Origin of the sequence: Pseudomonas sp. GOM7 (genome assembly GCF_026723825.1) — a bacterium.
In the GTDB taxonomy this organism is placed as follows: Bacteria; Pseudomonadota; Gammaproteobacteria; order Pseudomonadales; family Pseudomonadaceae; genus Aquipseudomonas.
Genome location: NZ_CP113519.1, coordinates 5,274,530 through 5,286,332, shown reverse-complemented (window position 1 = coordinate 5,286,332; position 11,803 = coordinate 5,274,530). Strand labels below are relative to the sequence as shown.

The 11,803-nt window shown below is 63.5% G+C and carries 15 protein-coding genes; 5 read left to right on the top strand and 10 right to left on the bottom strand.

From position 1 onward, the window contains the following. Positions 1-27 precede the first annotated feature (27 nt). The 3 genes from OU800_RS23550 to OU800_RS23540 all read left to right on the top strand — a co-directional run bounded on the left by OU800_RS23550 (position 28) and on the right by OU800_RS23540 (position 1,561). Entirely contained in the window at positions 28-615 is a 588-nt protein-coding gene (locus OU800_RS23550; protein ID WP_268179954.1) for a biliverdin-producing heme oxygenase, read from the top strand. Beyond that, positions 608-1,006 (top strand): YbaN family protein, encoded by a 399-nt coding sequence (locus tag OU800_RS23545; RefSeq protein ID WP_268179953.1) that lies wholly within the window; start codon positions 608-610, stop codon positions 1,004-1,006. The genes OU800_RS23550 and OU800_RS23545 overlap by 8 nt, the downstream gene beginning before the upstream one ends. 126 nt (positions 1,007-1,132) lie before the next feature. Next, on the top strand, positions 1,133-1,561 hold the full coding sequence (locus OU800_RS23540; RefSeq protein WP_268179950.1) for a GFA family protein: 429 nt from the start codon (positions 1,133-1,135) through the stop codon (positions 1,559-1,561). A 197-nt stretch (positions 1,562-1,758) separates the two neighbouring features. Here OU800_RS23540 and OU800_RS23535 read toward each other — a convergent pair whose 3' ends face one another. The 7 genes from OU800_RS23535 to zur all read right to left on the bottom strand — a co-directional run bounded on the left by OU800_RS23535 (position 1,759) and on the right by zur (position 6,970). Beyond that, the gene (locus tag OU800_RS23535) at positions 1,759-2,529 is read right to left on the bottom strand and encodes a MetQ/NlpA family ABC transporter substrate-binding protein (RefSeq protein ID WP_268179948.1); all 771 of its coding nucleotides are present in this window, start codon (positions 2,527-2,529) and stop codon (positions 1,759-1,761) included. Between the two features lie 64 nt (positions 2,530-2,593). Further along, positions 2,594-3,262: a methionine ABC transporter permease gene (locus OU800_RS23530; RefSeq protein ID WP_268179946.1), complete on the bottom strand. Its 669-nt coding sequence runs from the start codon at positions 3,260-3,262 to the stop codon at positions 2,594-2,596. Further along, positions 3,262-4,269, bottom strand: coding sequence for a methionine ABC transporter ATP-binding protein (locus OU800_RS23525; RefSeq protein WP_268179944.1), 1,008 nt, complete (start codon positions 4,267-4,269; stop codon positions 3,262-3,264). Before OU800_RS23525 ends, OU800_RS23530 begins: the two co-directional genes overlap by 1 nt. A gap of 164 nt (positions 4,270-4,433) precedes the next feature. After that, complete coding sequence (locus tag OU800_RS23520) at positions 4,434-4,805, bottom strand: hypothetical protein (protein WP_268179942.1); 372 nt, start codon at positions 4,803-4,805, stop codon at positions 4,434-4,436. 106 nt (positions 4,806-4,911) lie between these two features. After that, positions 4,912-5,700, bottom strand: coding sequence for a zinc ABC transporter permease subunit ZnuB (gene znuB, locus OU800_RS23515; RefSeq protein ID WP_268179940.1), 789 nt, complete (start codon positions 5,698-5,700; stop codon positions 4,912-4,914). Continuing rightward, the gene (znuC, locus tag OU800_RS23510; protein ID WP_268179938.1) at positions 5,700-6,488 is read right to left on the bottom strand and encodes a zinc ABC transporter ATP-binding protein ZnuC; all 789 of its coding nucleotides are present in this window, start codon (positions 6,486-6,488) and stop codon (positions 5,700-5,702) included. Before znuC ends, znuB begins: the two co-directional genes overlap by 1 nt. Continuing rightward, entirely contained in the window at positions 6,485-6,970 is a 486-nt protein-coding gene (gene zur / locus OU800_RS23505) for a zinc uptake transcriptional repressor Zur (RefSeq protein ID WP_268179937.1), read from the bottom strand. Before zur ends, znuC begins: the two co-directional genes overlap by 4 nt. Positions 6,971-7,036: 66 nt before the next feature. Between zur and znuA the strand changes: the two genes are divergently transcribed. After that, the gene (znuA, locus tag OU800_RS23500; protein WP_268179935.1) at positions 7,037-7,975 is read left to right on the top strand and encodes a zinc ABC transporter substrate-binding protein ZnuA; all 939 of its coding nucleotides are present in this window, start codon (positions 7,037-7,039) and stop codon (positions 7,973-7,975) included. A gap of 216 nt (positions 7,976-8,191) precedes the next feature. Continuing rightward, positions 8,192-9,457, top strand: coding sequence for an MFS transporter (locus OU800_RS23495; RefSeq protein WP_268179933.1), 1,266 nt, complete (start codon positions 8,192-8,194; stop codon positions 9,455-9,457). Between the two features lie 132 nt (positions 9,458-9,589). On the opposite strand, the gene OU800_RS23490 is transcribed toward OU800_RS23495, so the two are convergent. From OU800_RS23490 to OU800_RS23480, 3 genes are all read right to left on the bottom strand, one after another. Beyond that, the gene (locus OU800_RS23490; RefSeq protein ID WP_268179932.1) at positions 9,590-10,237 is read right to left on the bottom strand and encodes a hypothetical protein; all 648 of its coding nucleotides are present in this window, start codon (positions 10,235-10,237) and stop codon (positions 9,590-9,592) included. A gap of 276 nt (positions 10,238-10,513) precedes the next feature. Then, entirely contained in the window at positions 10,514-10,993 is a 480-nt protein-coding gene (locus OU800_RS23485) for a hypothetical protein (protein ID WP_268179930.1), read from the bottom strand. A 37-nt stretch (positions 10,994-11,030) separates the two neighbouring features. Next, positions 11,031-11,546: a hypothetical protein gene (locus OU800_RS23480; RefSeq protein ID WP_268179929.1), complete on the bottom strand. Its 516-nt coding sequence runs from the start codon at positions 11,544-11,546 to the stop codon at positions 11,031-11,033. Between the last annotated feature and the right edge of the window lie 257 nt (positions 11,547-11,803).

Here is an 11,803-nt window from a genome sequence, read left to right as displayed (position 1 = left end):
ATTTCATCGAATACATGGGGAACCATCATGACCGCATCCGCACTGTTCCACCCGCTGCGCTCGCAGCGCCTCAATGCCATCACCCACGAGCCGCACAGCCGCCTCGACGCCCGGGTGAAAAGCCATGAGCCTTTTGCCAGCGTCGAGCGCTTTGCCCATTTCGTGGCGGCGCAATACCTGTTCCAGCGCGATTTGCAGAACCTCTATCAGGACCCTCGCCTGGTCGGGCTGATCCCCGACCTGCCGCAGCGCTGCCGCGTGCAGCAGACCGTGCTGGATCTGGCCGACCTGCAACGCCCGTTGCCCGAGGGCGACGACAGCATCCGTGATCGGCAGATGGATCTTGGCGAAGCGCTGGCCTGGTTGTTCGTCTCCGAAGGCTCCAAGCTCGGCGCGGCCTTTCTGCTCAAGCGCATGCCGGCGCTGGGCCTGAGCGAAACCTTCGGCGCGCGCCACCTGGGCGAGCCGGAGGGTGGGCGGGCGCAAGGCTGGAAAGCCTTCACGGCGGTGCTCGACAGCGTCGAGCTGGATGCCGAGCAGGAACGTCTGGCTGAAGCTGCGGCCATCGTTGCCTTCGAGCGCTTCAACCAGCACCTGGAGCGCTGCTTTGCCTGAGGCATCCCAGGTTCGGGCCGCCTGGCAGCGCTGGCTGTGGCTGCTGTTGGCGTACCTGAGCATCGGCATGGCCATGCTCGGCGTGATCCTGCCGGGCCTGCCCACCACCGAGTTCGTGCTGCTGGCCGCCTGGGCGGCATCGCGCAGCTCGCCACGGCTGGCCGCCTGGCTGGAGCAGCATCGGCTATTCGGCCCGCTGCTGCGGGGCTGGAAGAATGGCGGCCGGATCGCCCGGCGCAGCAAGTGGCTGGCCAGCGCCAGCATGCTGGCGGCGCTGGCGATCATGCTGCTGACGGTCGATCACCGGCCATCGGTCTTGTTCGCCGCGGTCGGCATGAGTTGCGGTGCGCTGTTCATCTGGACACGGCCGGAGAAACCCAAGGCCGGGTAGGGTGCGCTGTGCGCACCAGCGGTCTTGTGGTGCGCACGGCGCACCCTACGGGCAATTGCATCACCCGCTGTTCGAGCGATGTTTGGCTTATGCTCTGTGTTCGATCGAACTGAGGGGGTGACGGCGATGAACAAGGATATCGGCGAGATCAACGGCGCCTGCCACTGCGGCGGTGTGCGCTTTCACGTGACCTTGAGCGATGGCTTGCACAGCGCGCGGCGCTGCAACTGTTCCTACTGCCGGATGCGCGGGGCGGTGGCGGTCTCGGCCGAGCTGGCCGGCTTGCGTATTCTTCAGGGTCAAGAACTGCTGACGTCCTATCGCTTCAATACCAAGAGCGCAGAGCACTTCTTCTGCTCGCGCTGCGGCATCTACACCCACCACCGGCGCCGCTCCAATCCCCATCAGTACGGCGTCAACGTCGCCTGTCTGGAGGGCATCAGCCCGTTCGATTTCGCCGAGGTGCCGGTCACCGATGGCATCGCCCATCCCAGTGACGACCCGACGGGAGCGGGGGCGCGGCAAGCCGGCGTATTGCGCTTTATCCCGTCATGAGCAGCCAGCCGGATAGGGTGCGCTGTGCGCACCGAGGGTTGCGGATTACCGTAGCCCGGATGCAATCCGGGATGCTGGCGAGGTGGGCTTGGTGCGCATGGCGCACCCTAGGGTTCGCCGACACATTCCGCGCATAAAAATGCCGCGCGGCTTGGCAGCGGCGCGGCATCAGGTAGGGCGAAGGCTGTCAGTGGCAATCAGAACGCCGGTACGACGGCGCCCTTGTACTTCTCTTCGATGAACTGCTTCACCTCGGCGCTGTGCAGCGCCTTGACCAGCTTCTGCACGGCGGCGTTGTCCTTGTTGTCGGCGCGGGTCACCAGGATGTTCACGTAGGGCGAGTCGCTGCCTTCGATGGCCAGCGCGTCCTGGGTCGGGTTCAGCTTGGCTTCCAGGGCGTAATTGGTGTTGATCAGGGCCAGATCAACCTGGCTCAGCACGCGCGGCAGGGTGGCCGCTTCCAGTTCACGCACCTTGATGGCCTTGGGGTTCTCGACGATGTCCTTCGGCGTGGCGAGGATGCCGGCATCCGGCTTGAGTTTGATCACCCCAGCTTTCTGCAGCAGCAGCAGGGCACGGCCACCGTTGGTGGCATCGTTGGGGATGGCGACGATGGCGCCTTGCGGCAGCTCGTCGAGGCTCTTGATCTTGCTGGAGTAGGCGCCGAAGGGCTCGACATGCACGCCCGCGACGCTGACCAGATCGGTCTTGCGGCTGGCGTTGAACTCGTCCAGGTACGGCTGATGCTGGAAGAAGTTGGCGTCCAGGTTGCCCTGCTGCACCTGCAGGTTGGGCTGCACGTAATCGGTGAACACGCGCACCTTCAGCTCCACGCCTTCCTTGGCCAGGGCCGGTTTGACGAATTCGAGGATTTCCGCGTGCGGTACCGGGGTGGCGGCAACGTTGAGGGTTTCGGCCTGGGCCGAGAAGGCCGCGAAGGCGGCCAGGGCAGTCAGCAGTTTCTTCATTTCAAGGTTCCTTTTGGGACGGTTGGCGCGGGTCTCGCGGGTGGCGAGTCGCCGCTTGTCGTGATTACTTGCGAGAAAAATGCACCACCAGCAGATCCCCGACCATCTGCAGCACCTGCACCAGAATCAGCAGCAGGATCACCGTCACGGTCATCACATCCGGTTGGTAGCGCTGGTAACCGTAGCGTACCGCCAGATCACCCAGGCCACCGCCACCTACCAGGCCGCTCATGGCGGTGTAGCCGACCAGGGTGATGGCGGTGACGGTGGTGGCCGCGAGCAGGCCGGGCAGGGCCTCGGGCAGCAGCGCACGGGTGATGATCTGCCAGGTGCTGGCACCCATGGCCTGGGTTGCCTCGATGATGCCGCGATCCACCTCGCGCAGCGCGGTTTCTACCAGGCGGGCGAAGAACGGTGTGGCACCCACTACCAACGGGGGGATGGCACCGGCCACCCCCAGCGAGGTGCCGACCACCAGCTCGGTGAGCGGCAGCATCAGAATCAAGAGGATGACGAAGGGCACCGAGCGCAGGATGTTCACCACCAGCGACAACTGGCCGTACAGCACCGACTGCTCGAATAGCTGACGCGGGCTGGTGAGAAACAGCAATACGCCGAGCGGCAGGCCGAGCAGCACGGTGAACAGCATCGAGCCGAGCAGCATGTTCAGGGTGTCGAGGCTGGCCTGCCAGATTTCCGGCCAGAACACGTTGGGCAGCAGTTGTTCGAGCATCAGCGCAGTACCTCCATATCAACCTCGGCGGCCTCGAAGCGCGCCAGGGCGGCGTCGATGTCGCCTCCAGTGAGGGCCAGGGTGAGCTGGCCGTAGGGGCTGTTCTTGATGCGATCGATGCGCCCGGCGAGGATGCTGTAGTCCACCCCGGTTTCGCGGGCCACGGTGCCCAGCAGCGGGGCGTAGGTGGCTTCGCCACGGAAGGTCAGGCGCAGGATGCGGCCAGCGACATGGGCGAAATCGTCGCGCTGCCCGGATTCGTCGATGTGCTCGGACTCCTGCACGAAACGCCGCGTGGTCGCGTGCTGCGGGTGCAGGAAGACGTCAGTCACCGGGCCTTCTTCGACGATGACGCCAGCGTCCATTACCGCCACGCGGTCGCAGACACGGCGGATCACGTCCATCTCGTGGGTGATCAGCACGATGGTCAGGCCCAGCTCGCGGTTGATCTCGGCCAGCAACTGCAGCACGGCAGTGGTGGTCTGCGGGTCGAGAGCGCTGGTGGCTTCGTCGCACAGCAAAATCTTCGGTCGGGTGCTCAGCGCGCGGGCGATGCCGACGCGCTGCTTCTGCCCGCCGGAGAGCTGGGCCGGGTACTTGTGGGCGTGATCCTGCAGGCCAACGCGGGCCAGCAGTTCGGCGACGCGGGTGTCGATTTCGGCGCGGCTCAGCTCGCCAGCCAGGCGCAGCGGCATGGCGATGTTGTCGGCGACGGTCTTCGACGACAGCAGGTTGAAGTGCTGGAAGATCATCCCGACCTGCTGGCGGAAGCGGCGCAGGCCTGTGCTATCGAGAGCGGTGACGTCGACGCCGTCGATCTCGATGCGCCCGCCGGAAGGATCTTCCAGGCGGTTGATCAGGCGCAGCAGGGTGCTCTTGCCGGCGCCGGAGTGGCCGATGATGCCGAATACCTGGCCGCTGCCGATCTGCAGCGTGGTGGGCTGTAGTGCCGGAGTCTCGCGGCCGGCGACGCGGTAGGCCTTGTGGACGGATTGAAACTGGATCACGCGAACGACCTTTTGGGTGTGTTCAGGGCCGGGTTCTGGGATGCAAAGCGGCCGATCGGCGCCGGATGGGCGCAAAAGGGCGCTAGTTTACCCGGCGATTTTTAGGCCGAGAAAATCTTTGTTGGCCTATGGTTATTTCAAAATGAAATTAAGCCTGGTCAGGCTCATTGCCGAGCCTGTTCCAGCGTCTGGCGCACGTCGCTGCCCAGGGCCGGCGCGTCGGGCAGCAGGCTGCGTGCCTGGCCGATGGCCTTGGCGGCGGCATCCAGATCGCCGCGCTGCAAGGCCTCACGGCCTTGCTGCATATAGGCGTCGGCCAGTCGCCGCTGGTACTGCCGCACGCGCGCGTCCTGACCGGCCTGCGCCTGGAGTGCGGCAAGCTGCTCGCGGGCGCTGTCGAGCTTCGCCTGTGCAAGGCTCTGCTCGATCTGTTGCAAGGCCGGGGCCAGCGTATCGACGGGCGCAGGCGTGCTCTGGCAGGCGGCCAGCAGCAGTGCGAGGCCGAGTGCGAGGCCGCGAAGAACGAACGACTTCATGCGTGTGCGTCTCGTGTTGTGCAAAAAACGCGCAATCATACCCTGTTGCCCGTGCGATTTCATGCCGCTCGGCGGCGCGGGCTGTGCAAACCTGGGCGGCGAGGCTTCAGGCGTTGCGTCTGGGCAGGGCGAAGCTGGCGAGGAACAAGCCCGCGGCGCTGACCACGATGGACGGCCCGGCCGGGGTGTCCTGATACCAGGACAGCGCCAGGCCGCAGCACACCGCCAGCAGGCCGAGCAGGCTGGCGCCCACGGCCATCTGCTCCGGCGTGCGCGCATGGCGCTGGGCGGCAGCGGCGGGGATGATCAGCAAGGAGGTGATCAGCAGCACGCCGACGATCTTCATCGCCACGGCGATCACCACGGCGATAAGCAGCATCAGCGCCAGGCGGATCGCCGCCACTGGCAGGCCTTCGACCCGCGCCAGTTCCTCGTGCACGGTGATCGCCAGCAGCGGCCGCCACAGCCAGGCCAGCAGTGCCAGCACCAGCGCGCTGCCGCCCATGATCCAGGCCAGGTCGGCGGGGCTGACGGCGAGCAGATCGCCGAACAGGTAACTCATCAGGTCGATGCGCACGTCGTGCATGAAGCTCAGCGCCACCAGGCCCAGCGACAGGGTGCTGTGGGCGAGGATGCCGAGCAGGGTGTCCGAAGCCAACGGCTGGCGCTGCTGCAGGGTCACCAGCAGCACGGCCAGCAGCACGCAACCGACGGTCACCGTGAGGGTCGGGCTGACGTCCAGCATCAGGCCCAGGGCCACGCCGAGCAGGGCGGCGTGGGACAGGGTGTCGCCAAAATAGGCCATACGCCGCCACACCACGAAGGAGCCGAGCGGGCCAGCCACCAGGGCCAGCGTCAGGCCGGCGAGCAGGGCGTTGAGAAGAAAATCGGGCATCAGTGTTTACAGTTCGGGCCGTGGACGTGGGCCGGGCCATGGATGGTCAGGCCGGGCTGAACCACGCCGCCATGCAGGTCGTGATCGTGGTCATGATGGTGGTGATAGACGGCCAGGCTCTTGGCGTCCTGGCCAAACAGTTCTATGAAGGCCGGGTCACCGCTAACCTGTTCAGGGTGCCCCGAGCAGCACACATGGCGGTTGAGGCAGACCACCTGATCGGTGGCGCTCATCACCAGATGCAGGTCGTGCGAGACCATCAGCACGCCGCAGCCATGGCGCTCGCGCAGCCGCGAAATCAACCGGTACAGCTCGGCCTGGCCGGCCACGTCGACGCCCTGCACCGGCTCGTCGAGCACCAGCAGTTGCGGCTCGCGCAGCAGGGCGCGGGCCAGCAGCACGCGCTGCATCTCGCCACCGGAAATGTTCTGCAGCGGGCTGTCGATCACCTGCTCGGCGCCCACCTCGGCCAGTGCCGCCAGCGCGCGTTTGCGATCCACGCCTGGTACCAGGCGCAAAAAGCGCAGTACCGACAGCGGCAGGGTGGCATCGACATGGAGTTTCTGCGGCATGTAGCCGATACGCAGGCGTGGCGCTCGGCGCACGCTGCCACGCTCGGGCTGCAACAGGCCGAGCACCACGCGCACCAGGGTGGTCTTGCCGGCGCCGTTGGGGCCGATCAGGGTGACGATCTCACCAGGGCGCACGCTCAGTTGCACGTCGTCGAGCACCGCCTGGCCGTTGAAGCTGACCGCGACGCCCTCGAGCTGGATCAAGGCTTCGTTCATGCCTTGCCCTTGCAGCCCGCGCACAGGCCGACCACTTCCACGGTCTGGCTTTCCACGGCAAAACCGACGCCGGCGGCACCCTCGACTATGGCCTGGCTGATGGCCGGCTGCTCCAGCTCGGTGGCGGCATGGCAGACGCGGCAGATCAGGAACTGACCCTGGTGCGAGTGCTCCGGGTGGCTGCAGCCGACGAAGGCGTTGAGCGAGGCGATGCGGTGCACCAGGCCGTTTTCCAGGAGGAAATCCAGCGCACGGTAGACGGTAGGTGGCGCGGCGCGGCGGCCATCTTCGTCGCTCAGTACGCCGAGGATGTCGTAGGCGCCGAGCGGCTTGTGGCTGGCCCATACCAGCTCCAGCACACGCTTGCGCAGAGCGGTCAGACGCAGGCCCTGGCGTGCGCAGATGGCTTCGGCTTCGGCCAGCGCATGGCTGACGCAGCGGGAGTGATCATGTGGGCGTGCAGCCAGGGGTGTGTCGGTCATGGGCAAGGACGGCGCGGGTAAGAGACGTTATTATGTTACCTGTTCAATCCCGCTTGAGTATGCCCCGTGTTGCGTCTTTTCTGTCTTATCGCCCTGTTTTTTGTCACCAGCGCCCAGGCCGAGGTGCGCGTTCTGACCAGTATCAAGCCGCTGCAACTGATCGCCGCAGCGGTGCAGGACGGCATCGGCGAACCCGAAGTGCTACTGCCGCCCGGCGCATCACCGCACCATTACGCGCTGCGCCCATCCGACGTACGGCGCGTGCGTGACGCCGACCTGCTGTACTGGATCGGCCCGGACATGGAGGCCTTCCTGCCGCGCGTGCTGGAAAGCCGCGACAAACCGCAGGTGGCCGTGCAGGACCTGCCAGGCATGACCCTGCGCCGTTTCGGCGACAGCCATGACGAGCACGGTCATGACCACGATGCGCACGAGCACGAACACCCCAGCGCTGACCTGGGTCATGACCACGACCATCGCCCCGGCAGCCTGGATGCCCACCTCTGGCTGCTGCCGGCCAATGCGCGGGTGATCGCCGCACGCATGGCGGCTGACCTGAGCAAGCTGGATGCCGCCAATGCCGAGCGCTATGCCGCTAATCTGCAAGCCTTCGAGCTGCGCCTGGACGCCCTCGACAAGCGTATTCGCCCGCAAATGACGGCTCTGCACGGCAAACCCTACTTCGTCTTCCACGAGGCTTTCGATTACTTCGAGTCCGCCTATGGCCTCAAGCATGCCGGCGTATTCAGTGTGCTCACCGAAGTGCAGCCCGGTGCCCAGCACGTCGCCGCCATGCGTGAGCGCCTGCAGCAGAGCGGCCCGAGCTGCGTGTTCAGCGAACCGCCGCTACGCCCGCGCCTGGCCGAAACCCTCACTGCCGGTCTGCCGGTCAAGCTGGCGGAACTCGATGCCCTGGGCGGCACCCTGCCGGTAAATGCCGAAGGCTACGAACACCTGCTGCAGAATCTGGCGAACGGCCTGAGCGAGTGCCTGAATAGTCTGTAGGGCGGAATACACCTTACGCACTGGAGAATCCAGCGGCAGGCCCTGTGTAGGTTCCGCAATTGAAGCGGCCCCGGATTGCATCCGGGCTACGGGCTTGCGAGGCTTTGTGGGAGGGGCTTCAGCCGCGACCCGCCAAGCTACGAACTGTAACCATCGCCGCGTTGCCGCTCGCCGGCGCAAACCACTAGGCTTGCGCTTTTGCCGCGAGCGCCCGCCATGTCGCCCACCGCACCTCGCCCGTCCAACGCCACACTGGTACTGCTGGCCTCGCTCTATTGCGCGCAGGGCCTTCCCTCCGGGCTGATCGCCCACGCTCTGCCGGTACTGTTGCGCCAGCACGGCGTCGATCTGGCACTGATCGGCCTGCTCAAACTGCTGGCACTGCCCTGGCTGCTGAAAGTCCTCTGGGCACCCTGGATCGACCGCCTGGCATCGCGACGTCTGGGCCATCACCGTGGCTGGATCCTGCCGCTGCAAAGCGGGGTGATCGGTTGCGTCGCCGTGCTGGCGCTGTTGGCTCCGCAAACCCTGTTCGGCGCCGGCCTGTGGGGCCTGCTTGGTCTTTTGCTGCTGATCAACCTGCTGGCAGCGACCCAGGACGTGGCCACCGACGGCCTCACCGTGCGCCTGCTACCCGAGCGCTGGCGTGGCCTGGGCAACAGCCTGCAGGTGGGCGGCTACAAGGTCGGCATGATCGTCAGCGGCAGCGGCCTGTTGCTGGTGATCGACCCGCTGGGCTGGAACCTGGCACTCGGCCTGCTGGCCGGCCTGATCCTCTTGATGACCATGCCGATCTGGTTGTTCCCCGAACGTCGCGTACTGCCCTTTCAGCCCGCCCTGGCGGAAAGCGCCCTCGGCCCGCGCTTGTTGCTGAACCACTATCGCGGCCTGCTGGCGCAGCCCGGCATGCTGCTGTGGTTGGTGGTGGTGCTCACCTTTAAGCTGGGGGACTCGCTGGGCTCGCCGATGCTCAAGCCGATGCTGGTGGATCAGGGCTGGAGCACCGCAGCGCTCGGCCAACTGACCCTGATCAGCAGCCTGGCCGGCATCGGCGGCGCCTTGCTCGGCGGTTTGCTCTACGCCCGCATCGGCGTGCTGCGTGCACTGATCCTGTTCGGCGCCCTACAGGCCATCGGCATAGCAGCCCTGGCCTTGCTGGTGGGGCAGGGCGCCAATACCGCGCTGGTGTATGCCGTGACCCTGTTCGAGCAAGTGGCCGACGGCATGTCCACCGTTGCCCTGTTCGCCGCCATGATGCGCATGTGCCGCCCCGAACACGAAGGCGCCGATTTCACCCTGCAGGCTTCGGCACAGGTGCTGCTGTCCGGTGTCGTCGGCGCCAGCAGCGGGCTGCTGGCCAAGGCGCTGGGATATGAGGGGTTGTTCGTTGGGGCGGGAATGCTGGGGTTGTTGATACTGCTGAACGTGTTGGCGCATGCTCGGCACGAAGCAGCTAATAAAGGCGTTCGGCTCCGGCCCTGATGCTTTTCGCACCTCGGCAAATTATCTCGATGATGGGGCGTCGCAGGTCGCGCTGGCGGAAGGCTCCACTGGGACTGGACTTCGCTATCTAGGCCGGGTTCTGTCCGTCGGCAACTTTGTGCTCTCTAGCCATTACACCTCTCCGCGTAGACGCCTCTCACGCTCTTCGCGCTGCTGGCGTCTTCTTGCCGGACTGAAGGGTGGATCGCCAATGGTGACCATCGGTGGTATGCGGATGTGTTGTGCCGCAGGCAGTTGAGCGACTCGATTCAAAACGGAATACACCGACTCCGCACTGCGCTTGGTGTTGATTTGCAGGTGAGGCTTTTCGCCGTATGGCACTTTCGTTTTGATGATGTAGCTACGAATCCATGTGGTGCCGTATCGGCCCATATTTCGATAATGGTCAAGAGTCACCAGCTCAGCGATCTCCCGGTAAGGAACGAAAATACTGGCATGGGCCGTCAGGTCTTGCGCTTGGCCGATGGCCAGATGAAGCCCCTCAGCGTCGAAGTGAGCCTCGTAGGTTGTGTCGGGAAATATCCAGTTTGCGATTACCAACACAATGAGCGGATATCCTCCCAACAAGCAGAACAATGTGACCGTGAGCCCTGCAACGTCGACCCGGCATGACGCTATAAAAGCCAGAAGAAGTACTAACCAGCCCCATCTCAACACATGGGTCATGAACGTGGCAGAGTGGCGTTCGATCATTGAAACGCTGCCAGTGTCATCGACGGTAAAAATGCTATCCGGGAAAACCTTTATCAGTGCACTCATAGCGCTATGTGGTCATGTGAGGTAGGGGCCGAAAAACGCTGCAATCGACTGGTTGTGGCTCTTAATCGGGTGACCTCTTCAGTGCGATGCTCGGTCGCCTCACACATCCCATCCGATGTCTCGTTCCAAATCGATCAGCCGTGTGGCCGGGGCACTGGGTTGCGGGCGCTCTGTGACGATCTGTGCCGGCGATTACAGGGCAACGTTTGGCGGTGGTATGGGTGAAGTCCTGGCCGTCAAACTGAAGTGCCCTGCAGGGTTGCCTCCCGTCGCAACTTACGCCTTTTGCAGGTCGACTTGCGGCACGTTGCCCGCTCCTTGCTTGATGAGCGCATTGGCTTCAGCCAAAAAATTCTCTGTGATAGACGCATTGCTCAGAAAGAAGCGTTGGTTGTTTTCCTTCATGTCGATCATCAGTGATTTGAAGAATGGATTGCGTCGAACGCGGATCTTCTTGATTTCACTGGCACGAAGCAGTTCGTTGCGACGGTAGGACTCGGATTCGTCAGCATATTGGATTCCGTTATCCGTCAGTGAGATACGAACATATTGGTCGCGGCGACCTAAAGTGGACGCAATAACTAGTATGGCGTTTGCGGTCAGCGATAGTCCGAGAGGCCAACCCAGCACGTACTCATCCAGATTGCCAAAAGGGAAAAATACAAGAAATAGCTGTGCGCTTGTGATGGCGGCACTGAACATTGTCCAGGACAGCACGCTGAGGTATTGGGCATGATTCCAGGTGGCTTGTTGCATGGTCTTTCCTTGACATCGTTGATGTTTATGTATGGATTTATACGTCCAGCCCACGTTCACGCTCCAAATCGATAAGGCGCGTAGTAGGACCGTTTTGCTGTAGGCGTTCTGTGACGATCTGTGGCCAGCGATTACGGGAGCGGCGCTTGGCGATGTTGTAGGTGAACTCTTGCAGCCAGTTCATCGGGTAGAAAAGCAGGTGCCCCAGATAGAGAACCGCATCAGTCCACTCCAGATAGTTCTTGCCCTCGTTGGCTGCTTTTTTGTCAGCAATCTTTTGCCGCCGGAAGGCAAGAAAGCCTGTGGGTTTGGTATGGGCAGAAAGCATTTCCTTTACGTATGCATCGGAGTCGCTACGCTGGCCGTTCTCATCGAACCAGGGACCATTGTCCATATAGGCGCGTAGCCATTCCCATAGGCCTTTTTGCATTTGCAGGGTTTTGCCCATCGGTAGACCAAGGCTTATCAGCAACGCGTTTTCGGGCTCGCCGAGGCGGCGTACGAGAATTTCCAGTGAGGCATTTCGCATACCACCGGTATGTGGGCCAACCATAACAAACTCGCCTGCCAGCGCCTGTATACCGTCCCAAGGGCTGTGGTACAGCTTGCCATTGTGATCGAAATAGACTTCTCGGGTGCGGCGGTTGAAGAGAATTGGCAGTGGGAGCGGACGACTAACCTCCCAAGCGAGAGGGGCAAGCAGACAAATGAGGGCAAAAGGTAAGGTGACTGCAACACCATCCCATTCACCCCTAATTGCAAAAAAAAGCTGAAGAGCCCCATTGCAATTGACACCGTTCCCCCTAGAGT